The organism is Cupriavidus sp. 05N39 (assembly GCF_056397325.1).
In genome coordinates this window covers 23,149-45,825 of record NZ_JBFTNE010000037.1, presented here as the reverse complement: position 1 = coordinate 45,825, position 22,677 = coordinate 23,149, and the positions used below count along the sequence as shown (strand labels likewise).

At 66.3% G+C, this 22,677-nt stretch carries 23 protein-coding genes; 14 read left to right on the top strand and 9 right to left on the bottom strand.

Translation table 11 applies throughout. From position 1 onward, the window contains the following. Positions 1 to 95: 95 nt before the first annotated feature. Complete coding sequence (dnaK, locus tag AC1DN0_RS18760) at positions 96 to 2,054, bottom strand: molecular chaperone DnaK (protein ID WP_477145897.1); 1,959 nt, start codon at positions 2,052 to 2,054, stop codon at positions 96 to 98. Positions 2,055 to 2,291: 237 nt separating this feature from the next. After that, positions 2,292 to 2,837 carry a cob(I)yrinic acid a,c-diamide adenosyltransferase gene (locus AC1DN0_RS18755; protein WP_441626314.1) on the bottom strand — a complete coding sequence of 182 codons (546 nt, stop codon included), beginning with the start codon at positions 2,835 to 2,837 and terminating at the stop codon, positions 2,292 to 2,294. A gap of 242 nt (positions 2,838 to 3,079) precedes the next feature. Between AC1DN0_RS18755 and AC1DN0_RS18750 the strand changes: the two genes are divergently transcribed. The 12 genes from AC1DN0_RS18750 to AC1DN0_RS18695 all read left to right on the top strand — a co-directional run bounded on the left by AC1DN0_RS18750 (position 3,080) and on the right by AC1DN0_RS18695 (position 14,417). Further along, positions 3,080 to 4,498, top strand: coding sequence for an FAD-binding oxidoreductase (locus tag AC1DN0_RS18750; RefSeq protein WP_441626312.1), 1,419 nt, complete (start codon positions 3,080 to 3,082; stop codon positions 4,496 to 4,498). Between the two features lie 13 nt (positions 4,499 to 4,511). After that, on the top strand, positions 4,512 to 5,402 hold the full coding sequence (locus AC1DN0_RS18745) for a LysR substrate-binding domain-containing protein (protein WP_045237607.1): 891 nt from the start codon (positions 4,512 to 4,514) through the stop codon (positions 5,400 to 5,402). Between the two features lie 61 nt (positions 5,403 to 5,463). Next, entirely contained in the window at positions 5,464 to 6,264 is an 801-nt protein-coding gene (locus AC1DN0_RS18740) for a hypothetical protein (protein WP_441626310.1), read from the top strand. Continuing rightward, positions 6,261 to 6,791, top strand: coding sequence for a GNAT family N-acetyltransferase (locus tag AC1DN0_RS18735; RefSeq protein WP_441626308.1), 531 nt, complete (start codon positions 6,261 to 6,263; stop codon positions 6,789 to 6,791). Before AC1DN0_RS18740 ends, AC1DN0_RS18735 begins: the two co-directional genes overlap by 4 nt. 260 nt (positions 6,792 to 7,051) lie before the next feature. Further along, on the top strand, positions 7,052 to 8,545 hold the full coding sequence (locus AC1DN0_RS18730; RefSeq protein WP_035867456.1) for an FAD-linked oxidase C-terminal domain-containing protein: 1,494 nt from the start codon (positions 7,052 to 7,054) through the stop codon (positions 8,543 to 8,545). A gap of 2 nt (positions 8,546 to 8,547) precedes the next feature. Beyond that, positions 8,548 to 9,495: an ion transporter gene (locus AC1DN0_RS18725; protein WP_441626306.1), complete on the top strand. Its 948-nt coding sequence runs from the start codon at positions 8,548 to 8,550 to the stop codon at positions 9,493 to 9,495. Between the two features lie 30 nt (positions 9,496 to 9,525). Continuing rightward, entirely contained in the window at positions 9,526 to 10,641 is a 1,116-nt protein-coding gene (gene glcE / locus AC1DN0_RS18720) for a glycolate oxidase subunit GlcE (RefSeq protein ID WP_441626304.1), read from the top strand. Positions 10,642 to 10,696: 55 nt separating this feature from the next. Next, positions 10,697 to 11,953, top strand: coding sequence for a glycolate oxidase subunit GlcF (gene glcF, locus AC1DN0_RS18715; protein ID WP_441626302.1), 1,257 nt, complete (start codon positions 10,697 to 10,699; stop codon positions 11,951 to 11,953). Between the two features lie 174 nt (positions 11,954 to 12,127). Then, a complete protein-coding gene (locus AC1DN0_RS18710; RefSeq protein ID WP_035867463.1) occupies positions 12,128 to 12,511 on the top strand; it encodes a CidA/LrgA family protein in 384 nt (127 codons plus the stop codon). After that, positions 12,508 to 13,233, top strand: a complete 726-nt coding sequence (locus AC1DN0_RS18705) for an LrgB family protein (RefSeq protein WP_081862229.1) — start codon at positions 12,508 to 12,510, stop codon at positions 13,231 to 13,233. Before AC1DN0_RS18710 ends, AC1DN0_RS18705 begins: the two co-directional genes overlap by 4 nt. A gap of 74 nt (positions 13,234 to 13,307) precedes the next feature. Further along, entirely contained in the window at positions 13,308 to 13,673 is a 366-nt protein-coding gene (locus AC1DN0_RS18700) for a VOC family protein (protein WP_441626299.1), read from the top strand. Between the two features lie 54 nt (positions 13,674 to 13,727). Then, positions 13,728 to 14,417, top strand: coding sequence for a helix-turn-helix transcriptional regulator (locus AC1DN0_RS18695; RefSeq protein WP_477145896.1), 690 nt, complete (start codon positions 13,728 to 13,730; stop codon positions 14,415 to 14,417). Between the two features lie 10 nt (positions 14,418 to 14,427). Here AC1DN0_RS18695 and AC1DN0_RS18690 read toward each other — a convergent pair whose 3' ends face one another. The 3 genes from AC1DN0_RS18690 to AC1DN0_RS18680 form a co-directional block, all read right to left on the bottom strand. Further along, entirely contained in the window at positions 14,428 to 14,919 is a 492-nt protein-coding gene (locus AC1DN0_RS18690; protein WP_477102527.1) for a glutathione peroxidase, read from the bottom strand. A gap of 81 nt (positions 14,920 to 15,000) precedes the next feature. Beyond that, the gene (locus AC1DN0_RS18685) at positions 15,001 to 16,140 is read right to left on the bottom strand and encodes a PilT/PilU family type 4a pilus ATPase (RefSeq protein WP_441626295.1); all 1,140 of its coding nucleotides are present in this window, start codon (positions 16,138 to 16,140) and stop codon (positions 15,001 to 15,003) included. 34 nt (positions 16,141 to 16,174) lie between these two features. Beyond that, complete coding sequence (locus tag AC1DN0_RS18680) at positions 16,175 to 17,218, bottom strand: type IV pilus twitching motility protein PilT (protein WP_035867472.1); 1,044 nt, start codon at positions 17,216 to 17,218, stop codon at positions 16,175 to 16,177. A 63-nt stretch (positions 17,219 to 17,281) separates the two neighbouring features. Here AC1DN0_RS18680 and AC1DN0_RS18675 point away from each other — a divergent pair, with 63 nt between their 5' ends. Continuing rightward, the gene (locus AC1DN0_RS18675; RefSeq protein WP_477102526.1) at positions 17,282 to 18,049 is read left to right on the top strand and encodes a YggS family pyridoxal phosphate-dependent enzyme; all 768 of its coding nucleotides are present in this window, start codon (positions 17,282 to 17,284) and stop codon (positions 18,047 to 18,049) included. Positions 18,050 to 18,096: 47 nt separating this feature from the next. Continuing rightward, positions 18,097 to 18,921, top strand: a complete 825-nt coding sequence (gene proC / locus AC1DN0_RS18670; RefSeq protein ID WP_441626291.1) for a pyrroline-5-carboxylate reductase — start codon at positions 18,097 to 18,099, stop codon at positions 18,919 to 18,921. A 45-nt stretch (positions 18,922 to 18,966) separates the two neighbouring features. Here the strand turns inward: proC and ubiA are convergent, their stop codons facing one another. The 4 genes from ubiA to AC1DN0_RS18650 all read right to left on the bottom strand — a co-directional run bounded on the left by ubiA (position 18,967) and on the right by AC1DN0_RS18650 (position 22,245). Beyond that, complete coding sequence (gene ubiA / locus AC1DN0_RS18665) at positions 18,967 to 19,824, bottom strand: 4-hydroxybenzoate octaprenyltransferase (RefSeq protein WP_045237594.1); 858 nt, start codon at positions 19,822 to 19,824, stop codon at positions 18,967 to 18,969. A gap of 130 nt (positions 19,825 to 19,954) precedes the next feature. Then, positions 19,955 to 20,440, bottom strand: coding sequence for a Dps family protein (locus AC1DN0_RS18660; protein WP_035867478.1), 486 nt, complete (start codon positions 20,438 to 20,440; stop codon positions 19,955 to 19,957). Positions 20,441 to 20,518: 78 nt separating this feature from the next. Then, positions 20,519 to 20,731, bottom strand: coding sequence for a hypothetical protein (locus AC1DN0_RS18655; protein WP_441626288.1), 213 nt, complete (start codon positions 20,729 to 20,731; stop codon positions 20,519 to 20,521). Between the two features lie 68 nt (positions 20,732 to 20,799). Further along, positions 20,800 to 22,245 (bottom strand): catalase, encoded by a 1,446-nt coding sequence (locus tag AC1DN0_RS18650; protein ID WP_441626286.1) that lies wholly within the window; start codon positions 22,243 to 22,245, stop codon positions 20,800 to 20,802. Positions 22,246 to 22,677: the final 432 nt, after the last annotated feature.

The following is a 22,677-nucleotide window of genomic DNA, read 5'->3' as shown; positions in this document are numbered from 1 at the left end:
CGACGGCGGTAACCCGCTTGGTCCAATGTCCGTCGCCCGGCGTCGGGATGGGGGCTGGCGCAGCTTGTGTGCCGCGCCCCCGCCCCGCTCTTCCATTACTTCTTGTCGTTGACTTCCTTGAATTCGGCGTCCACGACGTTGTCGTCCTGCGGCTGGGCATGTTGCTGCTGGCCCGCGCCGGCAGCACCGGCACCGGCCGCGCCCGCCGCACCGGCGTCGCCGGCCTTGGCTTGCATGTCGGCGTAGACGCGCTCGCCCAGCTTCTGGCTGGCGTCGGACAGCGCGCTGACCTTGGCATCGATCTCGGCCTTGTCGCCACCGCGTGCGGCGTCTTCCAGTTCCTTGATCGCGGCTTCGATCTTTTCCTTCTCGCCCGCTTCCAGCTTGTCGCCGTATTCGGTGACAGCCTTCTTGGTCGAGTGGATCAGCGCATCGGCCTGGTTGCGGGCGTCAGCCAGCTCGCGGGCCTTCTTGTCTTCCTCGGCGTTGGCCTCGGCGTCCTTCACCATGCGCTGGATCTCGTCTTCCGACAGGCCAGAGTTCGCCTTGATGGTGATGCGGTTTTCCTTGCCGGTCGCCTTGTCCTTGGCGCCCACGTGCAGGATGCCGTTGGCGTCGATGTCGAACGAGACTTCGATCTGCGGCAGGCCGCGCGGTGCCGGGGCAATGCCTTCGAGGTTGAACTCGCCCAGCAGCTTGTTGCCGGTCGCCATCTCGCGCTCGCCCTGGAACACCTTGATGGTCACGGCCGGCTGGTTGTCGTCGGCGGTCGAGAACACCTGCGCATGCTTGGTCGGGATGGTGGTGTTCTTGGTGATCATCTTGGTCATCACGCCACCCAGGGTTTCGATACCCAGCGACAGCGGCGTCACGTCCAGCAGCAGCACGTCCTTGCGGTCGCCCGACAGCACCGAACCCTGGATCGCGGCGCCAACGGCCACGGCTTCGTCCGGGTTCACGTCCTTGCGCGCTTCCTTGCCGAAGAACTCCTTGACCTGTTCCTGCACCTTCGGCATGCGGGTCATGCCGCCGACCAGGATCACGTCGTCGATCTCGCTGACCTTGACGCCAGCATCCTTGATGGCGATGCGGCACGGCTCGATGGTGCGGGTGATCAGTTCCTCGACCAGCGATTCCAGCTTGGCGCGGGTCATCTTCAGGTTCAAGTGCTTCGGACCGGAGGCATCCGCCGTGATGTACGGCAGGTTGATTTCGGTCTGCTGCGAGCTCGACAGTTCGATCTTGGCCTTTTCAGCGGCTTCCTTCAGGCGCTGCAGCGCGAGCACGTCCTTGGACAGGTCGACGCCCTGGTCCTTCTTGAACTCACCGATGATGTAGTCGATGATGCGCTGGTCGAAGTCTTCGCCGCCCAGGAAGGTGTCGCCATTGGTCGACAGCACTTCGAACTGCTTCTCGCCGTCAACGTCGGCGATCTCGATGATCGAGATGTCGAACGTGCCGCCACCCAGGTCATACACGGCGATCTTGCGGTCGCCCTTTTCGTTCTTGTCCAGGCCAWAGGCCAGCGCGGCCGCGGTCGGCTCGTTGATGATGCGCTTGACGTCCAGACCGGCGATGCGGCCAGCGTCCTTGGTGGCCTGGCGCTGCGAGTCGTTGAAGTAAGCCGGCACGGTGATCACGGCTTCGGTCACCGGCTCGCCGAGGTAGTCTTCGGCGGTCTTCTTCATCTTGCGCAGCACTTCGGCGGACACCTGCGGCGGCGCCAGCTTCTGGTCGCGCACCGATACCCATGCGTCGCCGTTGTCGGCCTTGACGATGGAGTACGGCATCAGGCCGATGTCCTTCTGCACTTCCTTTTCTTCGAACTTGCGGCCGATCAGGCGCTTCACCGCGTACAGGGTGTTGCGCGGATTGGTGACCGCCTGGCGCTTGGCAGGCGCGCCGACCAGGATCTCGCCGTCTTCCATGTAGGCGATGATCGACGGGGTGGTACGTGTGCCTTCGGCATTTTCGATCACCTTGGGCGTATTGCCTTCCATGATCGCGACGCAGCTATTGGTGGTACCGAGGTCGATACCGATGATCTTACCCATTTATTCTCTCCTCTTGAGCCCCGCTATCCGCGGGGACTGCAATTCGTCCTGAGGGCGAAATGTGGCCGTCCGGGGCCATTTCAAGGGCCGGACGCGCAAATCCGACTAAATTTCTCGACTTCTCCCTCCGGCCAGCGGCGGCTCGGCCGGCCAAGTTGAGGGGCGTTCCGGGACGTTGCGCGACGGCCGGGCTTTTTGTGCTCTTTGGATCACCAAAAATCGAGGCTACCTTGATGGCTAGCGGCCCCGCTGCCACAAGACATCGCTGCCCCCGCCCGCCCGGTTGAGCACGCGCGCCAGCACGAACAACAGGTCGGAGAGCCGGTTCAGGTACTGGCGCGGCGCCTCGTTCAGCGCCTCCTGCGCGCCCAGCGCCACCAGCGCCCGCTCGGCACGCCGGCAAACCGTGCGGCATACGTGCGCCACCGCCGCGGCGCGGCTGCCGCCCGGCAGGATGAACTCGGCCAGGCGCGGCAGGCCGGCGTTGTAGTGGGCCAGCCATTCGTCGAGCTGCAGCACCTGCTCGGGCTTGACCAGCTCATAGCCGGGGATGGACAGCTCGCCGCCGAGATCGAACAGGTCGTGCTGGATATGCAGCAAGGCCGAGCGGACGTCTTCGGGCAGCGCCTCGGTGAGCAGCACGCCGAGATTCGAATTGAGCTCGTCGACATCGCCGATGGCGGCGATGCGCAGGCTGTCCTTGCTGGTACGGCTGCCGTCGCCGAGCCCGGTGGTGCCGGCGTCTCCGGTGCGGGTGGCGATCTTGGTCAGGCGGTTGCCCATGCGGGTCTCCGGCGTTGGCGAATCTTGCATTATGGCGCGCTTCTGGTCGGCGACGGGAGAACCCGCGATACCTCTCAAGTGGCCGTTGCGGCGCCCCGGCAACGACCCAGGCCGGGGGGCGGCGTAGAATAACGGGATTCGCTTGAAACGCTACCGGGTGCAAGCGCAGGCACCGTTGCGCGCGGCTACGAAAAAGCCGCCGCCGCACGGCATCCAGCCACTTCAGCCCCGCCGGAGACGCCATGAACCATCCCCTTTCCCACGCCACGCTGGTGCGCCAACCCCTGCCCGCCGCCGTGCGCGACGCCCTGCAGGCCCGCTTCGGCGAACGCTTCTCCACCTCGCCCGGCGTGTGCGACCACCACGGGCGCGATGAGTCGCCCTTCCCGCCGGCGGCGCCGGACGGCGTGGTGTTCGCCCGTACCACCGAGGAAGTGGCCGAGGTGGCCCACCTGTGCAACGCGCACCGCGTGCCGCTGATCGCCTACGGCGCCGGCTCCTCGCTCGAAGGCCACCTGCTGGCGGTGGCGGGCGGCATCAGCCTGGACCTGTCGCAGATGAACCGGGTGCTGTCGGTACAGGCCGAGGACCTCAACGTGACGGTGCAACCGGGCGTGACCCGCAAGCAGCTCAATCAGGAAATCAAGGACAGCGGCCTGTTCTTCCCGATCGACCCGGGCGCCGATGCCTCGCTGGGCGGCATGTGCGCCACGCGCGCCTCGGGGACCAATGCGGTGCGCTACGGCACCATGCGCGAGAACGTGCTGGCGCTGACCGTGGTGACCGCCGACGGCCGCATCATCAAGACCGGCACCCATGCGCGCAAATCTTCGGCCGGCTACGACCTGACGCGCCTGATGATTGGCAGCGAAGGCACCCTGGGCATCATTACCGAAGTGACGGTGCGGCTGTATCCGCAGCCCGAAGCCATCTCGGCTGCCATCTGCGCCTTTCCCAGCATGGGCAGCGCGGTGCAGGCGACCATCGACACCATCCAATTGGGCGTGCCCGTGGCGCGCGTGGAATTCGTCGACGCGCTGGCCATCCGCGCCATCAACCGGCACGACAACCTGTCCATGCCGGAGATGCCGCACCTGTTCTTCGAATTCCACGGCACCGAGGCCGGCGTCAAGGAACAGGCCGAGACCGTGCAGCAGATTGCCGCCGAGCACGGCGGCCAGGGCTTCGAGTGGGCCACGCGGCCCGAAGACCGCAGCCGGCTGTGGAACGCGCGTCATACCGCCTACTTCGCCATGCTGCAGCTCAAGCCGGGCTGCCGGGCGGTGACCACCGACGTCTGCGTGCCGATCTCCCGGCTGGCCGATTGCGTGACCGAGACCGAGCGCGACCTGAACGCATCCAGCCTGCCCTGCCCCATCGTGGGCCATGTGGGCGACGGCAATTTCCACGTGGCGATCCTGACCGATCCCGAAAAGCCCGAGGAACTGGCCGAAGCCGAGACCATCAACCGGCGCATCGTGGAGCGCGCGCTGGCGATGGGCGGTACCTGCACGGGCGAGCATGGCGTGGGCCTGCACAAGATGGATTTCCTGGTCAGCGAGCACGGCGAGGACGCGCTGGACCTGATGCGCGCCATCAAGAACGCGCTCGATCCCAACCACATCCTCAACCCGGGCAAGATCTTCCGCGCGGTGCGCTGAGGACCGGCGCGGCATGGCTTCCGTGTTCAACCGCGTTCCGCCGCTGCACCTGCTGATCGCGTTCGAGGCCGCCGCCCGGCTGGGCAGCTTCGCGCGCGCGGCCGAGGAGCTGTCGGTCACACCCAGCGCGGTATCGCACCGGATCAAGAACCTCGAGGAATTGTGGGCCGAGGATCTGTTCGTGCGCTCCAATGCCGCGCTGCGGCTGACCGCGTCGGGCACGCGCTACCTGCGCAATGTGCAGGACGCCCTCAAGTCGCTCAACGAACTGGCCCGGCCGGAGTACAACAAGCAGCGCACCCGGCTGCGCGTGGCGATCCCGCCCACCTTCGGCCGCCAGCACCTGGTGCCGCGCCTGCCCGAGTTCACGGCGCTGTATCCGCATATCGACACTGAGTTGCACCTGGCCATTCCGTTCCTCGACGTGAAGGCGGAAGACACCGATGTGGAAATCCGCTATGGCACCGGACGCTATCCCGACCTGAAAACCACCAAGCTGCTGGTCGAGCCTGTGTTCCCGGCGTGCGGGCGCGAGTACTACGAGCGCATCGATGGCCGCGCCATCACCAGGCCCGAGCACCTGCACAACCTGGTGCTGCTGCGCAGCCCGCTGGAGCCGTGGAAGCCCTGGTTCGAAACCGCCGGACTGGACTGGCCCGAGCCGCAGACCGGCCCGCAGTTCAACGATATCGGCCTGATGCTGGAGGCCATCGCTTCCAACCAGGGCGTGGCCCTGGTGCGCCAGCGCATGGCCCGGCACTGGCTTTCGCTGGGCCAGATGGTGCGGCTGCTGGATATCGAGTCGGTGTCGCCGCACGGCTACTACATCGTCGAGCGCGAACAGGCGCCGCTCAAGCCGGAGGCTAGGTACTTCGTCGACTGGCTGCTGGGCCTGGACTGGTAGCGCCCGAACTGCAACAGAAACCAAATAAGACAGAAACCCGGATGAAAGAGGATCCTCGCCCATGCTCGCCCTGAAGTTGCTGCTGGTGCCCGCCTTCATCGCCTGCATCTCCGTGGCGGGCAAGCGCTGGGGACCGGCCGTGGCCGGCTGGCTGGCCGGCCTGCCCGTGGTGGTTGGCCCGATTCTTTTCCTGCTGGCGCTGGAACGCGGTGCGCCTTTCGCCGCTGCGGCGGCCACCAGCGCCCTTTGCGCGGTATTCGCCTCGGTTGCGTTCAGCCTCGCCTATGCCTGGAGTTGCCGCCGGCACGGCTGGCCGCTGGCGCTGGCGGCGGCGCTGGCTGCCTGGCTGGCCGCCGTGGCACTGCTTGGCTGGCGGCCCTTCTCACCGTTCGCTGCGCTGGCGCTGGCGCTGGCGCTGGCCACGCTGTTCATTTGCCCATCCCTCTTCCCGCCGCCGGGTGCCGCCGCCCGCGCTGCGGGCATATCGCGCACAGGTCTGCTGGTCCGCATGCTGGCCGGCGCCGGCCTTACGCTCGCGGTGACGACCTTGTCCGCATCGATCGGATCCACGTGGAGCGGACTGCTGGCGCTCTTTCCAGTCCTTGGCATCGTGCTCTCGGTATTCTCGCACCGGGCGGCCGGCCCGGACTTTGTTGTCGCGTTGCTGACGTCGATGGCCGGCGGATTGTTTTCCCTTGTCGCCTTTTGCTTCACCCTGGCCGTGCTGTTGCCGCGAAGCACCATCGCCATCGCCTTTGCCACAGCCATCCTCGCGACCGCCGCGACCCAATGGGCCGTGAAAGCGGTCGGGGACAGACGTGCCAGGAAACAGCCCGGGATTGCCGAACAGGAGACCGCATGATGCCCACGCAGATCCGCCTGCTTACCCCCGCCGATGCCGGAGCTTTCCAGGCGTTGCGCCTGGAAGGCCTGCTGGAGGCGCCCGCCGCCTTCGGCTCCAGCTTTGAGGATGAGCGCGAATTGCCACTGGCCACCATCGCCGGCCGGCTGGCGGCGACGCCCGGAAAGGCCGTGATCGGCGCCTTCGAGCACGGCGATGGGGCCGCCGCGCTGGCCGGCGTGGTCGGCGTCATGCGCGAGGACAAGGTCAAGCAGCGCCACAAGGCCTTTGTCTGGGGCATGTATGTGGCGCCGGCCTATCGCGGCCGGCGCCTTGGCCGGCAGCTGATGGCGCAGGCACTGGCCGTTGCCGCCGCCATGCCGGACCTGCGCCAGGTCACGCTGAGCGTCACCGCCGCCAACGCGCCCGCGATCGCGCTCTACGAATCGATGGGCTTCCGGCGCTACGGCGTCGAGCCCCAGGCGCTCTATGTGGCACCGGATTATCACGACAATCTGGAAATGGTGCACATGCTGGCGCCGCGCTGATGGCGCGCCGAGAAAAAAGAGCCCCATTACCGCCTTGCATCGCGCCGGTGCTAAGCTGGATTTGAACTGGCCCGGCCGCCGCGCCACGCCCCGCATGGCACGCTCCGGCCCAACGCCGTCATGAGCGAYTTTGATCGGCCTGCCATGCGGAATTCACGTCGCCATGAGGTTTCGCAGCCACCAGGCTGCGCTATAGTCCTTGCTCCCCACCCGCTTGCGCCCTGCCATGGCGGACGCCCGCGGCCATTACAGGAGTTGCCATGAACGCCCCGCACGAAGTCTCTCTGGTCGCCGACGACGCGCGCCGCAACGCGCTGCTCGAAGGCCTGGCGAAAATCCTGCCCGATGCGGCCCTGTTGTGGAAGCCCGAAGACACCGTGCCCTACGAGTGCGACGGCCTGGCGGCCTACCGCCAGATCCCGCTGGCCGTGGCACTGCCCGATAACGAGGAACAGGTCTGCGCGATCCTGCGCCTGTGCCACTCGCTGCAGGTGCCGGTGGTGCCGCGCGGCGCCGGCACCAGCCTTTCGGGCGGGGCCATGCCGATCGCCACCGGCCTGGTGCTGTCGCTGGCCAAGTTCAAGCGCATCGTCACCGTGGATGCACGCTCGCGCACGGCGGTGGTCCAGCCCGGCGTGCGCAATCTCGCTATCTCCGAGGCCGCCGCGCAGTACAACCTGTACTACGCGCCCGACCCCTCGTCCCAGATTGCCTGCACCATCGGCGGCAACGTCAGCGAGAACTCGGGCGGCGTGCATTGCCTCAAGTACGGCCTGACGGTACACAACGTGCTGCGCGTGCGCGCCGTGACGATGGAGGGCGAAGTGGTGGAATTCGGCTCCGAAGCGCCCGACGCGCCGGGGCTGGACCTGCTGGCCGCCGTGATCGGCTCCGAAGGCATGCTGGCGGTGGTGACCGAAGTGACCGTCAAGCTGATCCCCAAGCCGCAGCTGGCACAGGTGATCATGGCCAGCTTCGATGACGTGGCCAAGGGCGGCAATGCGGTGGCCGACGTGATCGGCGCCGGCATCATCCCCGCCGGGCTGGAAATGATGGACAAGCCCGCTACCGCCGCGGTCGAGGAATTCGTGCGCGCCGGCTATGACCTCGATGCGGCCGCCATCCTGTTGTGCGAATCCGATGGTACGCCGGAAGAAGTGGCCGAGGAAGTGGAACGCATGAGCGAGGTGCTGCGCGCCTCCGGCGCCAGCCGCATCCAGGTGTCGCAGAGCGAGGCCGAGCGGCTGCGCTTCTGGAGCGGGCGCAAGAACGCCTTCCCCGCGGCCGGGCGCATCTCGCCGGATTACTACTGCATGGACGGCACCATCCCGCGCAAGCATATCGGCACGCTGCTCAAGCGCATCGAGGAGATGGAGCGCAAGTACGGCCTGCGCTGCATGAACGTGTTCCATGCCGGCGACGGCAATATGCATCCGCTGATCCTCTTCGATGGCGCCGACCAGGACGAATGGCACCGCGCCGAGCTGTTCGGCTCCGACATCCTGGAGAGCTGCGTGGAACTGGGCGGCACCGTCACCGGCGAGCATGGCGTGGGCGTGGAGAAACTCAACTCCATGTGCGTGCAGTTCTCGCCGGAAGAGCGCGAGCTGTTCTTCGGCGTCAAGGCCGCCTTCGACCCGGCACGGCTGCTCAATCCCGACAAGGCCATCCCCACGCTGGCGCGCTGCGCCGAGTACGGCCGCATGCATGTGAAACGCGGGCTGCTGCCGCACCCCGAACTGCCACGCTTCTGAACATGCCAGGTCAAAACGCCACGCAGCGCGCCCACAGCAGCGCGCAGACCCGCCAGCGCCTGGGCAAGCCCGAATCGGGCTGGCGCGAGCGCTGGTACACCATCATTTTCGAAGCTGACACGCGCTACGGCCGCCTGTTTGATATCACCCTGCTGGTAGCCATCGTCGCCAGCGTGCTGATCGTCGTGTTCGACAGCCTGCCGGCGATCAGCCTGCGGCTGGGCCGGATATTCACCGTGCTGGAATGGCTGTTCACGCTGCTGTTCACCGCCGAGTATGTGATGCGCATCCTGGTGGTGCGGCGTCCCTTGCGCTATGTGTTCAGCTTCTTCGGCGTGGTCGACTTCCTGTCGATCATCCCGACCTGGCTCGCCTTCTTCGTGCCGGAGCTGGCCTTCCTGATCGACGTGCGCCTGCTGCGGCTGCTGCGCGTGTTCCGGATTCTCAAGCTGACGGTGTACTTCGAAGAAGCGCAGATCCTGTATCGCGCGCTGGCCAACAGCCGGCGCAAGATCTTCGTCTTCCTCGGCACCGTGTTCATCATCACCGTGATCCTTGGTACGGTGATGTACGTGGTGGAAGGCCCGCAGCACGGCTTCACCAGCATCCCAGTGAGCATGTACTGGGCGGTGGTGACGCTGACCACCACGGGTTTCGGCGACATGGTGCCCAAGACCCCGCTGGGCCAGTTCATCACCTCGCTGACCATCCTGCTGGGCTACGGCATCATCGCCTTCCCGACCGGCATCGTCGGCGCGGAGCTGGCCGCGAGCATCATGAAGCGGCCGCTGACAACGCGCACCTGCAACCATTGCCTGACTGAAGGGCACGATCCCGACGCCGTCTACTGCAAGCACTGCGGCAGTGCATTGCCGCATTACCAGAACGAGAGCGAGCACGCGCAGATCGCGCCCGGCGCGCCGCCGGACCGCCCGTCTTCCTCCGCCTGATCTCATTCACGCCAACCTCAGCCAGCCACCATGCCAGCCGACCTGCAAGCCACCCTCACCGCATTTCGCGACGCCATCCGGCACGCCACCGACACGCGCGCGCCGCTGCGCCTGCGGGGCGGCGGCAGCAAGGACTTCTACGGGCAGCAATTGCAGGGGGAAGTGCTCGACACGCGCGCCTATAGCGGCATCGTCGATTACGACCCGCCCGAACTGGTCATCACCGCGCGCTGCGGCACGCCGCTGGCGGAGATCGAGGCGGCGCTGGCGGAGCGGCGCCAGATGCTGGCGTTCGAGCCACCGCATTTCAGCACGGGCGCCAGTGGCGGCGACGTGGCAACCCTGGGCGGCGCGGTGGCCGCGGGCCTGTCCGGCCCGCGCCGGCAGGCGGTCGGCGCGCTGCGCGATTTCGTGCTGGGCACGCAGGTGATGGACGGCCGCGGCGACATCCTGAATTTCGGCGGCCAGGTGATGAAGAACGTGGCCGGCTACGACGTATCGCGCCTGATGTCGGGATCGCTCGGCACGCTGGGGCTGATCCTGGAAGTCTCGCTCAAGGTCCTGCCGATGCCATTCGACGACGCCACGCTGCGCTTTGCGCTGGGCGAGGCCGAGGCGCTGGACCGTCTCAACCAATGGGGCGGCCAGCCGCTGCCGATTGCCGCTTCGGCGTGGCACGACGGCGTGCTGCACCTGCGCCTGTCAGGTGCGGCCGCGGCGCTGCGTGCCGCCCGCGCGCGGCTTGGCGGCGAAGCCGTGGAACCCGGCGAAGCCGATGCGCTGTGGCGCGCGCTGCGCGAGCAAGGCCATCCCTTCTTCGCCCCGGTGCAAGCCGGCCGGGCCCTGTGGCGCATTGCCGTGCCCACCACCGCGGCGCCGTTGGCGCTGCCCGGCGGGCAACTGATCGAATGGGGCGGCGGCCAGCGCTGGTGGCTGGGCGGCGCCGATAGCGCCGCCGACGGCACCATCGTGCGCGCCGCCGCGAAGGCCGCCGGCGGCCACGCCACGCTGTTCCGCAACGGCGACAAGTCGGTGGGCGTGTTCACGCCGCTTTCGGCGCCGCTGGCCGCCATCCACCAGCGCCTCAAGGCCAGCTTCGACCCCGCCCGCATCTTCAACCCGCAGCGCATGTACGCCGGCCTCTGAGCCACGCGTCACGCCCTTCCGATCCCCAGCCAAGGCACCAGAGAGTCCCCGAACCATGCAAACCACCCTGGCCGAATTCCTGCGCGACACGCCCGATGGCGAAGAAGCCAAGTCCATCGTCGGCAAATGCGTGCATTGCGGCTTCTGCACCGCGACCTGTCCCACCTACCAATTGCTCGGCGACGAACTGGACGGGCCGCGCGGCCGTATCTACCTGATGAAGCAGGTGCTCGAGGGCCAGCCCGTCACGGAAAGCACACGCCTGCACCTGGACCGCTGCCTGACCTGCCGCAACTGCGAATCGACCTGCCCTTCGGGTGTGAAGTACGGCAGGCTGGTCGACATCGGCCGCAAGGTCGTCGATGACCGTCTCGAAGCGCAAGGCATCCAGCGCCCCGCGCGCGAGCGGTTCGCGCGTTGGGCGCTGCGCGAGAGCATGACCCGGCCCGCGCTGTTCGGGCCGGCCATGCGCCTGGGCCAGCGTTTTCGCCCGCTGCTGCCGCAGGCCCTGCGCAACAAGGTGCCGCAGCCGGTGGATGCCGGCACCTGGCCGCGCAACACGCATGCGCGCAAGATGCTGTTGCTCGACGGTTGCGTGCAGCCATCGATGTCGCCCAACATCAATGCCGCCACGGCCCGCGTGTTCGACCGCCTCGGCGTGCAGCTTGTCGTGGCGCGCGAGGCCGGCTGTTGCGGCGCGGTGCGCTATCACACCGGCGACCACGACGGCGGCCTCGACAATATGCGGCGCAATATCGACGCCTGGTGGCCGGCGGTGCAAGCGGGCGCCGAGGCCATCGTGATGACGGCGTCGGGCTGCGGCGTGATGGTCAAGGAGTACGGGCACCTGCTGCGCAACGATGCGCGCTATGCGGAGCGCGCGCGCCAGATCTCGGCGCTGACCAAGGATCTGTCGGAGTTGCTGCCGGATTTCTCCGACACACTGCAAGCCCTCGCCACCGAGGCACGGGAGGGCAAGAGCGGCAACGGCCAGCGGGTCGCCTACCACCCGCCCTGCACGCTACAGCACGGCCAGCAGATCCGCGGCAAGGTGGAGACGTTGCTGACCGGCCTGGGCGTGGATGTCAAGCTCTGCGCCGACAGCCACTTGTGCTGCGGCTCTGCGGGCACGTATTCGGTGCTGCAGCCGGAGTTGTCGTACCGCTTGCGGGATGAAAAACTCGCCAACCTGCAGGCTTCGGGGCCGCAGGCCATTGTCTCGGCGAATATCGGCTGCATCACGCATCTGCAAAGCGGCACCGGAACGCCGGTGATGCACTGGATCGAACTGGTGGACCGGATGTTGGGGTAAGTGGCCGGAAGCCTGGGACGAAGCTGACCGGCTGCGCCCACGGCGTCTGGCACAGCGCTGGCCGTCGCGCCTTCCCGCGCAAGCGGGAGAGGGGCGCAAACCCGCTGCCAGAAGAGGCCACTACGAGTTACCATGCGAGGGCTCCAATCCCGGCTGTCCGCGCCCCGCTCTCACATGCTTCAAACCTTTGCCATCCTCCTGGTTTTCCAATCCGTCGGGGAGGCGCTCAGCTACGCCCTGAGCCTGCCCGTGCCAGGCCCGGTGATCGGCATGATCCTGCTGTTCGGCTGGCTCACCTTCGACGACCGGCTGCTGCCGGTGATCCAGGGCACCACGTCCGAACTGCTCAAGCACCTGTCGCTGCTGTTCGTGCCGGCCGGCGTGGGCATCATGGTGCATGCGCATCGCATCGGCGGGGAATGGATGCCGATCGTGGTGGCGCTGGTGCTCTCCACGTGGCTTGCGATCGCTACCACGGCGCTGGTGGCGCGTGCCCTGATGGGCAAGGCGAGGCCGCCCGAGGCCGCCGCACCCGCGGCGCCGGGAGAACAGGCATGATGACGCCGCGCCTCAACGAGATCTGGGTCTACCTGGCCGCCAGCCCGCTACTGGGGCTGACCGCCACGCTGCTGGCCTATGTATTCGCCTTCCGCGTCTACGAACGCGCGCGTTTTTCGCCGCTGGCCAATCCCGTGATGATCGCGGTAGCCATCCTGGTCACGCTGCTGACGGTGACCGGCACGCCTTACAAGACGTATTTCGACGGCGCGCAGTTCGTCCACTTCCTGCTCGGGCCGGCCACCGTCGCGCTGGCGGTGCCGCTCTACATGCAACTGCCCAAGCTGCGCCGGCACGTGCTGCCGCTGCTGGGCGGACTGCTGGCCGGCTCGCTGGTGGCGGTGGTATCCGCCGTGGGCATCGCCTGGCTGCTGGGCGCGTCGCCCGAGACGATGCGCTCGCTCGCGCCCAAGTCGGTCACGATCCCCATCGCCATGGGCGTGGCCGAGAAGATCGGCGGCCTGCCCTCGCTCACCGCCGTGCTGGTGATGGGTACGGGCATCATCGGCGCGGTCAGCGCCACCAAGCTGCTCAACCTGTTGCGCATTTCCGACTACACCGTGCGCGGCTTCGCCACCGGCGTGGCGGCGCACGGCATCGGCACCGCGCGCGCCTTCCAGGTCAACCAGGAGGCCGGCGCGTTCGCCGCGCTCGGCATGGGCCTGAACGGCGTGCTGACCGCCGTGATGGTGCCGATGCTGGCGGCGTGGATGCCGCGCTGATCCCTGCTGACAGGACGTTGTCAGTAGCCCCCGCGCATGATCCATCCCTCCAACACCTCCCGAGAGAGACCATCATGAGCGGACTGATCAACTGGCTTGAAATCCCCGTCACCGATATGCAGCGCGCGATCCGGTTCTACGAACAGGTCTTCGAAACCACCCTCAAGCGCGAGACCATGGCGCAAATCGACATGGCTGTCTTTGCCAGCCATGAGCCTGGCGGCGCACTGGTGGCCGGCGAAGGCTTCCGGCCATCGGCCGATGGCTGTCTGCCCTACCTGCACGCGGCGCAACTCACGGCACTGCTGGCGCGCGTGCAGGCCGCCGGCGGCAAGACGGTATTCGGCCCGCTGCAACTGCCCGGCGATATCGGCCATATTGCGCATATCATCGACAGCGAAGGCAACCGCGTGGGCCTGCACCAGCCCCTGGCCGGCTAGGCGATGGCCGCGACCGTTTTGCCGATATCCGCTTAGAACCAAGATGAAACCTCGATGAGCCGCCGTGCCGACCGCCTTTTCCAGATTGTCCAGGTACTACGCGGGCGCCGCCTGACCACGGCGGCGCTGCTGGCGCAGCGGCTCGGGGTGTCCGAGCGCACGGTGTACCGGGATATCCAGGCACTGTCGCTGTCGGGCGTGCCGGTCGAGGGCGAAGCGGGCATTGGCTACCGGTTGCGGGCCGAYTATGACGTCCCTCCGCTGATGTTCACCGCGATTGAAGTCGAAGCGCTGGTGGCCGGGCTGCGGCTGCTCAAGGCCTGGGGCGGCGGCGCGCTGGCCGCCGCGGCCGATCCCGCGCTGGAGAAACTGGTGGCGGCGCTGCCGCCGGCGCGGCGTCATGCGGCGCAGCAAAGCCGCGTGTTCGCCCCGGAATTCGTCAATCATCCGCAGGTGCGCGACGCCTTTGACGTGGTGCACGGCGCCATGAACGCGCAGCGCCTGCTGCGCCTGGACTACACCGACGCGCAACAGCGCGCTACCGACCGCATCGTGCAGCCGCTGGGCCTGTTCTTCTGGRGCAATAGCTGGCTGCTGGCCGCGTGGTGCACCACGCGCACCGACTACCGCAGCTTCCGGCTGGACCGCTGCCGCGGCATCGTCATGCTGGACGAACGCTTCCACGAAACGCCGGACCGCTCGCTCAACGGCTTCCTGCGCGCAGTGCAGCAGACCAGCGGCTAGCCGCCGCGGACTAGGCCGGCTCGGCCAGCAGCTTCTCGATGTCGCCCTTGATGTCCTCGGGCTTGGTGGTCGGCGCGTAGCGCTTGAACACCGTGCCATCGCGGCGCAGCAGGAACTTGGTGAAATTCCACTTGATTGCTTCCAGGCCGAGCACGCCCGGCTTCTCGGAAGTCAGCCAGCGATACAGCGGATGCGCGTTGGCGCCATTGACGTCGATCTTGCCGAACATCGGGAAGGTGACGTGAAAGCGCGACTCGCAGAACTGGCCGATCTGCGCGGCGTCGCCCGGCTCCTGCTTGCCGAACTGGTTGCAGGGAAAACCCAGCACTTCCAGGCCGCTTTGCGCGAACTGCTCCTGCAGTGCCTGCAGGCCGGCGTATTGGGGCGTGAAGCCGCACTCGCTGGCGGTATTCACGATCAGCAGCACCTTGCCGCTGAATTGCGACAGCGGTACCGGCTGGCCGGCAAGGGAACTGGCTTCGAACTGGTAGACGTTGCTCATGGCGGGCTCCTCTCATGGCGCGGCGGGGTGCCGGCGGCGCGGACAGTGTACTAGAGCCGCAAGCGCCGCGCTGGCGGCAGATCAGATCACATTCAGATGTTCGGTGCCGGCGCCGAGGTCGGTCTCGCGGTCCATGGTGCCGTGCAGCTTGATCATCAGCCGCAGGTCGTTGAGCGAGTCGGCGTTGCGCAGCGCGTCTTCGTAGCTGATCTTGCCGGCCTCGTACAGGTCGAACAACGCCTGGTCGAACGAGACCATCCCCTGCTCGCGCGATTTCTTGATGACTTCCTTCAACGCGTGGATCTCGCCCTTAAAGATCAGGTCGGCCACCAGCGGCGTGCCGATCATGATTTCCACCGCTGGCACGCGGCCCTTCTGCCCCTTGCGCGGCAACAGCCGCTGCGACACCATCGCCTTCAGGTTGAGCGACAGGTCGATCAGCAACTGCTGGCGCTTTTCCTCGGGGAAGAAATTGACCACACGGTCGATGGCCTGGTTGGCGTTGTTGGCGTGCAGCGTGGCCAGGCACAGGTGGCCCGTTTCCGCATACTGCATCGCGTATTCCATGGTTTCGCGATCGCGGATTTCGCCGATCAGGATCACGTCRGGTGCCTGGCGCAGGGTGTTCTTCAGGGCCACGTGCCAGGACTCGGTATCGATGCCGACCTCGCGCTGCGTGACGATGCAGTTCTGGTGCGCGTGCACGTATTCGATCGGGTCCTCGATGGTGATGATGTGGCCGTAGGAATGCGCGTTGCGATGGTCGAGCATGGCCGCCAACGAAGTCGACTTGCCCGAGCCGGTGGCACCGGTAACGATCACCAGGCCGCGCTTGGACATCACGATGTCATGCAGCGCCTGCGGCAGGTCAAGATCTTCCACCGAGGGAATGCGCGTATTGATGGTACGCACCACCATGCCCGCCTTGCCCTGCTGGATAAAGGCCGAGACCCGGAAGCGCCCGGCATTGGACGCGGAGATGGCAAAGTTGCACTCGCGGCTGCCCTCGAACTCGCCCGCCTGGCGCTCATTCATGATCGAGCGCACCAGCCCGAGCGCCTGGGTGGGATTGAGCGGCTGCTGCGACACCGGCGTGATCTTGCCGTCGACCTTGATCGCGGGCGGAAAATCCGCGGTGATGAACAGGTCCGAGCCGCGGTTGCCGACCATCAGCACAAGCAGGTCGTTGATGTACTTGGCGGCGGATTCTCGATCGAGCATGGCGTTGTCCTGGTTTGGATGCGGCGGACTCGCCTCAGCCCGTGAAGGAATCGGGGTTCTTGGCGGTGGCGCGTGCGTCGTTGTAGCTGATCAGCCCGCGCTTGATCAGGTCCGACAGGCACTGGTCCAGCGTCTGCATGCCAAGCCCACTGCTGGTCTGCATCATCGAGTACATCTGCGCGATCTTGTTCTCGCGAATCAGATGGCGGATCGCCGGCGTGGCGATCATGATCTCGTGCGCCGCGGTACGGCCATTGCCGTCACGCGTCTTGAGCAGCGTTTGCGAGATCACCGCTTCGAGCGACTCCGACAGCATGGTGCGCACCATGTCTTTCTCTTCGGGCGGGAACACGTCGACGATCCGGTCGATGGTCTTGGCTGCCGAACTGGTATGCAGCGTGGCAAATACCAGGTGGCCGGTTTCCGCGGCGGTCAGCGCCAGCCGGATGGTTTCCAGGTCGCGCAGTTCGCCCACCAGCACCACGTCGGGATCCTCGCGCAAGGCGGAGCGCAGCGCGTTGGCGAAGGAGTGCGTGTGCGGCCCCAGCTCGCGCTGGTTGATCAGGCTCTTCTTGGACGTGTGCACGAACTCGATCGGGTCTTCCACGGTGAGGATGTGGCCCATGTCGTGATCGTTGCGGTGGTCCACCATCGCCGCCAGCGTGGTGGACTTGCCTGAACCGGTCGGGCCGGTCACCAGCACCAGGCCGCGCGGCTTCATGCAGAGGTCGGCGAATACCGCCGGCGCGCGCAGGTCTTCCAGCGTCAGAACCTTGGAGGGAATGGTCCGGAACACCGCGGCCGCCCCGCGCTGCGTATTGTATGCATTGACCCGGAAGCGCGAGAGGCCGGAGATCTCGAAGGAGAAATCGATTTCCAGCCGCTCTTCATACTGCTTGCGCTGGGTGTCGCTCATGATGTCGTACACGAGGGCGTGGACATCCTTGTGGCCCATCGCCGCTACGTTGATGCGGCGCATGTCGCCGTGGATACGCACCATCGGCGGCATGTCTGCCGAGAGATGGAGATCGGACGCCTTGTTCTTGACGGCGAAAGCTAATAGCTGCGCGATGTCCATCTATAATGACCCCACCCTATTATTGTCGTACTTTGTTGTACTTCTTGATATGTTCGCCGGATTATGTCTGTAATCGCCGCCAACTTGCAAGCCGTCAACCGGCGCATCGCGGCAGCCGCACAACAGGCCGGGCGACCGGCCGGTGAAGTCGCGCTTCTGGCGGTTTCCAAGACCTTCCCCGCCGCCGACGTACGGGCTGCCTTCGATGCGGGCCAGCGCGCCTTTGGCGAGAACTACGTACAGGAAGGCCTGGACAAGATCGCCCGGCTTGCCGACCTGCGCGGCGAGTTGTGCTGGCATTTCATCGGCCCCCTGCAAAGCAACAAGACACGTGCCGTGGCCGAGCATTTCGACTGGGTCCACGCCATCGACCGCCTGCGCATCGCCGAGCGCCTGTCGGCGCAGCGGCCCGCCGGCATGGCGCCGCTGCAAGTTTGCCTGCAGGTCAATATCAGCGGAGAAGCCAGCAAGAGCGGCGTGACGCCCGACGAAGTGCCGGTGCTGGCGCGCGCCGTGGCGGCACTGCCCGGCCTGCGGCTGCGCGGCCTGATGGCGATTCCCGAAGCCGTTGCCGAGGTAGCGGCCCAGCGCCGGCCCTTCGCCGCGCTGCGCGCGCTGCTCGATGCCCTGCGCGCGGACGGGCTGGACGTGGACACGTTGTCGATGGGCATGTCTGCCGACATGGAAGCCGCCATTGCCGAGGGCGCCACCCTGGTGCGCATCGGCACCGCCATTTTCGGCGCGCGCGACTATGCCGCAGCGCCTGCATCCGGGGCCGCCGAGACAGCCTCTGCTGCGACAACGCCCGCAGCGCCCATTACGCACGGCTAGAACGCCGGCATCACTTCTTCCCAGAACACTCCCTGCAAGAGACACCCATGCTCAACACCCTCACCTTTGGCTTCCTTGGCGGCGGCAATATGGCCACGGCCCTGATCGGCGGCCTGATCGCCCGGGGCGTGCCGGCCACTTCGATCCGCGTGGTCGATCCTTTCGAGGAAGCCCAGGCGCGCCTGCGGCGCGACCTGGGGGTGCATGCCGCAGGCGCGCCGGATGCGGCCTTCGGCGCCAGCGATGTGCTCGTGCTGGCGGTCAAGCCGCAGCAGTTCCGCGACGCGGCGGCATCTTTGCTGCCGTACCTGGGCGACAACCTGATCGTCAGCGTGGCGGCTGGCATCCGCCTGGCCGATATGCAGCGCTGGTTTGGCGGCCGCACCCGCCTGGTGCGCGCCATGCCGAACACGCCGGCGCTGGCCGGCATGGGCATGACCGGCCTGGCCGCCGTGCCCGGCCTGGCGCAGCGGGACCGCGAGATTGCCGGCGCGCTGGCTGAAGCCGTGGGTAAATGCGAGTGGGTGGAAGGCGACGCGCAGATCGACGCGGTCACCGCCATCTCCGGCAGCGGCCCGGCCTATGTCTTTTATTTCATCGAAGCGATGGAAAAAGCCGCCTCGGAACTCGGCCTCACCGCCAGCCAGGGACGCGCGCTGGCGGTGGAAACCTTCCGCGGCGCGGCGGTGCTGGCGGCGCAGTCCGAGGAGCCTGTCAGCCTGTTGCGCGAGCGCGTGACGTCCAAGGGCGGTACGACATATGCGGCGCTCACCGCGATGCAAACCGCCGGCATCGGCGAGGCTTTCGTCAAAGCGATGCATGCCGCCGCGGCGCGGGCTACGGAGATGGGGGCGGAGTTCGGGAAGGACTGACGTTTTTTCAGGCACGACGGCATAGGGAGCGCCCGCCCACTCCCCTCAACGCAGCGCGTATGCCACCGCCGTTCCGGCAAACACACAAGCTCCCAGCCAGTTGTTGTGCCGGAACGCGGCGAAGCAGCGCATGCGATCGCGATCGCGAATCAGCGTGTAGTGATACAGCGCGCATCCCGCCGCGGCTGCCAGCCCAAGCCAGTATGGCCAGCCCAGTCCGAACTGCGCGCCAGCCCAAGCCATCAGCCCAAGAAACACCGCATAGCAAATCATGATGGCGGCCACATCGAAGCGCCCGAACGTGATGGCCGAAGTCTTCATGCCCAGTAGCAGATCGTCATCCCGGTCCACCATGGCATAAGCGGTGTCGTAGGCCACCGCCCAGAACACATTGGCCAGCAGCATCACCCATGCCACGGCGGGCACATGGTCCTGGACCGCGGCGAACGTCATCGGGATGCCGAAGCCGAAGGCAATGCCGAGGTAGGCCTGCGGGATGGCAAAGAAGCGCTTGAAGAACGGATAGGTGCCGGCCAGCACCGCGGCCACCACCGCCAGCCACTTGGTCAGCGCATTGAGCGGCGTGATCAACGCGAAGGCCGCGAGCGCCAGCACCACCGCCACCATCACCGCTTCCCAAGCCGCGATCTTGCCGGCAGTCAACGGCCGTTCCTTGGTCCGCTTCACATGCTTGTCGAAGTCGCGGTCGGCCCAGTCGTTCATCGCGCAACCGGCCGATCGCATCAGGAAGGTACCGACAAAGAAGATCCAAAACAAGTGCCACGCCGGCGGCCCGCCCGTGGCCATCCACAATGCCCACAGCGTGGGCCACAGCAGCAGCAGSGTGCCGATGGGCTTGTCGATGCGCACCAGGCGCGCGTACAGGGCTAAGCGTTCAAACATGGTAGTGGCCCGCGTACCTCGGTACGGGGCAAGGCAAGGACAATAAACGAAAAACGCGCCGCGTCCCGGCCAGGGCGCGGCGCGCATGGCCGGCAGCACATCGTGCCGCCGGCGGCGTCGATTCAGGCCATCAGGCCAGCATCGAGCGCAGCATCCACGCGGTCTTTTCGTGCGTCTGCATGCGCTGGGTCAGCAGGTCGGCCGAGGGTTCGTCGCCTGCCGCATCGATCACCGGGAACAGCGAGCGCGCGGTGCGCACCACGGCCTCCTGGCCTTCGACCAGCTTGCGGATCATCTCGGTGGCTTCGGGCACGCCCTCTTCCTCGGGGATCGACGACAGGCGGGCGTATTCCTTGTAGGTGCCCGGTGCCGGGTAGCCCAGCGCGCGGATACGCTCCGCGATGGAGTCGACGGCCAACGCCAGTTCGGTGTACTGCGTCTCGAACATCAGGTGCAGCGTGTTGAACATCGGACCCGTCACGTTCCAGTGAAAGTTATGGGTCTTGAGATAAAGCGTGTAGGTATCCGCCAGCAACTTGGACAGGCCTTCCGCGATCTTCTTGCGCTCTTTGTCGGAAATGCCGATATTCACGCTCATCTCATTCTTCTTTGCCATGATAGGTACGCTCCAGTCTGGGGGTGGCCACAGTGACTGCCGCGCCTGGCGACGCGGCACAACCCGCACATTATGGCATCACCGGGTAAATCCGGACAAACTCGTGGCCGCGTCCAGGAACATCGGGACAGCACCCAGGGCGATCACCGCCAGCCCGATTTCCGTGCGCCACAGCTTGCGCTGCAGGCGCGCCGCGTCGCCGCCGCGGGAGCCGTCGCCAGCGTCTTGCTGCACTTGCCGCACTTGCCGCATTTGCTGCAACTCACCGATGAACATGCTGAACATAGCCATGATGCTTCTCCTTGCCTGGTGCATCGGGTGGCGCCGCTGGCGCGGGACCACCCGATGCCCTTGCTGCCTTACTTCAGGTTGAGGGCGCGCCTGACGCCTTCGCCGTAGGCCGGATCGGCCTTGGTGAAGTGCTCCAGTTGCACCCGCACGATCTCTTCCGGCACCCCTTGCATGGCTGCCGCGATGTTCGAGAACAGCTGCTGGCGCTGGCCCTCATTGAACAGGCGGAACAGCGCGCCCGGCTGGCTGTAATAGTCGGTGTCCACACGGTGGTCCCAACGGTCCGCCGCGCCATCCACGGCTAGCGGCGGCTCGGCGGCGCGCTCGCTGGCGGCGTAGGCGCCCTCGCGGTTGGGCTCGTAGTTGAGCTTGCCGCCCTGGTTGCCGTCCACGCGCATCGCGCCGTCGCGGTGGAACGTATTGTGGAACGGGCACTTGGGCGCGTTCACCGGAATCTGGTTGTGGTTCACGCCCAGGCGATAGCGCTGCGTGTCGCCATATGAGAACAGCCGGCCCTGCAGCATCTTGTCGGGCGAGAAGCCGATGCCCGGCACCACGTTGGACGGGTTCATCGCCACCTGCTCCACTTCGGCGAAGTAATTGTCCGGGTTGCGGTTAAGCTCCAGCACGCCGACGTCGATCAGCGGATAGTCCTTGTGTGGCCACACCTTGGTCAGGTCGAACGGGTTGATGTGGTACTTGGCCGCATCGGCTTCGGGCATGACCTGCACGCGCACATTCCAGCGCGGGAAGTTACCCTTTTCGATGTTCTCGAACAGGTCGCGCTGCGCGCTTTCGCGATCGCCCGCCACCACCTTGGCGGCTTCCTCGTTGGTCCAGTTGGCAATGCCCTGCTGCGACTTGAAGTGGAACTTCACCCAGAAGCGTTCGTTGGCTGCGTTGAGAAACGAAAAGGTATGCGAGCCAAAGCCATGGATCTGGCGATAGTTCTGCGGCAGGCCACGGTCGCTCATCAGGATGGTGACCTGGTGCAGCGATTCAGGGTGGCGCGACCAGAAGTCCCACACCGCGATGGGGTCGCGCAGGTTGGTGCGCGGATTGCGTTTCTGCGTGTGGATGAAATCGGGGAACTTCAGCGGATCGCGCACGAAGAACACCGGCGTGTTGTTGCCAACCACGTCCCAGTTGCCTTCGTCCGTGTAGAACTTGACCGAGAAACCGCGCACATCGCGCTCGGCATCGGCCGCGCCGCGCTCGCCCGCCACCGTGGAAAAACGGATGAAGATCGGCGTCTGCTTGCCGACGCTGCCGAACACCGATGCCTTGGTGAAGCGCGTGATGTCATGCGTGACGGTAAAGGTGCCGTGGGCGCCTGAGCCCTTGGCGTGCACGCGCCGCTCGGGAATCACCTCGCGGTCGAAGTGGGCGAGCTTTTCCAGGAACCACACGTCCTGAAGCAGCATCGGGCCGCGCGGGCCGGCGGTCAGCGAGTTCTGGTTGTCGGCAACCGGGGCGCCGGCGGCGGTGGTGAGAGTGTCCTTGTCCTTGCTCATCTTGACCTCTTTTCGTGGGGTAAATCGGGAGTTGGGCTGGGGCGGGAGTTGGGAACCGCCGGGTTATTTCAGTACACCGTGGCGTAACTGGCAAGACAGTCGGCCACACAGCTCGCCAGCGCGCCCAGGATGTCTCCCGCGGCGACAGGGCTGACTGGGTTGGGATCCGTGCCGGTCATGTACGACTCCTTGTGGGTAACCGCGCGCAGTGCGCCGATACAGGAAGTGTACGGATTAACTATCGAATAAAAAATTCAATTATTTCTAACTATGGAATAGAGCATGCCTATTTCCCGCGCACGCCAGCATGGCACACGGCAAAGGCACAGTGAAGTTACAAAAATCGACGGCGGAAAAAAACGGAGGTGGGCAAAGATGGGCGATGACGCTGCCAGCGACTGCGCGCTGGCAGCATGGCATGACCGATCCCCG

What these genes read in the sequence shown, in the direction of transcription:
- AC1DN0_RS18755 (WP_441626314.1), bottom strand. Translation starts at nt 2,837, where the DNA reads ATGGGCAACCGCCTGACCAAGATCGCCACCCGCACCGGAGACGCCGGC.
- AC1DN0_RS18750 (WP_441626312.1), top strand. Translation starts at nt 3,080, where the DNA reads ATGAACCATCCCCTTTCCCACGCCACGCTGGTGCGCCAACCCCTGCCC.
- AC1DN0_RS18745 (WP_045237607.1), top strand. Translation starts at nt 4,512, where the DNA reads ATGGCTTCCGTGTTCAACCGCGTTCCGCCGCTGCACCTGCTGATCGCG.
- AC1DN0_RS18740 (WP_441626310.1), top strand. Translation starts at nt 5,464, where the DNA reads ATGCTCGCCCTGAAGTTGCTGCTGGTGCCCGCCTTCATCGCCTGCATC.
- AC1DN0_RS18735 (WP_441626308.1), top strand. Translation starts at nt 6,261, where the DNA reads ATGATGCCCACGCAGATCCGCCTGCTTACCCCCGCCGATGCCGGAGCT.
- AC1DN0_RS18730 (WP_035867456.1), top strand. Translation starts at nt 7,052, where the DNA reads ATGAACGCCCCGCACGAAGTCTCTCTGGTCGCCGACGACGCGCGCCGC.
- AC1DN0_RS18725 (WP_441626306.1), top strand. Translation starts at nt 8,548, where the DNA reads ATGCCAGGTCAAAACGCCACGCAGCGCGCCCACAGCAGCGCGCAGACC.
- glcE (WP_441626304.1), top strand. Translation starts at nt 9,526, where the DNA reads ATGCCAGCCGACCTGCAAGCCACCCTCACCGCATTTCGCGACGCCATC.
- glcF (WP_441626302.1), top strand. Translation starts at nt 10,697, where the DNA reads ATGCAAACCACCCTGGCCGAATTCCTGCGCGACACGCCCGATGGCGAA.
- AC1DN0_RS18710 (WP_035867463.1), top strand. Translation starts at nt 12,128, where the DNA reads ATGCTTCAAACCTTTGCCATCCTCCTGGTTTTCCAATCCGTCGGGGAG.
- AC1DN0_RS18705 (WP_081862229.1), top strand. Translation starts at nt 12,508, where the DNA reads ATGATGACGCCGCGCCTCAACGAGATCTGGGTCTACCTGGCCGCCAGC.
- AC1DN0_RS18700 (WP_441626299.1), top strand. Translation starts at nt 13,308, where the DNA reads ATGAGCGGACTGATCAACTGGCTTGAAATCCCCGTCACCGATATGCAG.
- AC1DN0_RS18690 (WP_477102527.1), bottom strand. Translation starts at nt 14,919, where the DNA reads ATGAGCAACGTCTACCAGTTCGAAGCCAGTTCCCTTGCCGGCCAGCCG.
- AC1DN0_RS18680 (WP_035867472.1), bottom strand. Translation starts at nt 17,218, where the DNA reads ATGGACATCGCGCAGCTATTAGCTTTCGCCGTCAAGAACAAGGCGTCC.
- AC1DN0_RS18675 (WP_477102526.1), top strand. Translation starts at nt 17,282, where the DNA reads ATGTCTGTAATCGCCGCCAACTTGCAAGCCGTCAACCGGCGCATCGCG.
- proC (WP_441626291.1), top strand. Translation starts at nt 18,097, where the DNA reads ATGCTCAACACCCTCACCTTTGGCTTCCTTGGCGGCGGCAATATGGCC.
- AC1DN0_RS18660 (WP_035867478.1), bottom strand. Translation starts at nt 20,440, where the DNA reads ATGGCAAAGAAGAATGAGATGAGCGTGAATATCGGCATTTCCGACAAA.
- AC1DN0_RS18655 (WP_441626288.1), bottom strand. Translation starts at nt 20,731, where the DNA reads ATGGCTATGTTCAGCATGTTCATCGGTGAGTTGCAGCAAATGCGGCAA.
- AC1DN0_RS18650 (WP_441626286.1), bottom strand. Translation starts at nt 22,245, where the DNA reads ATGAGCAAGGACAAGGACACTCTCACCACCGCCGCCGGCGCCCCGGTT.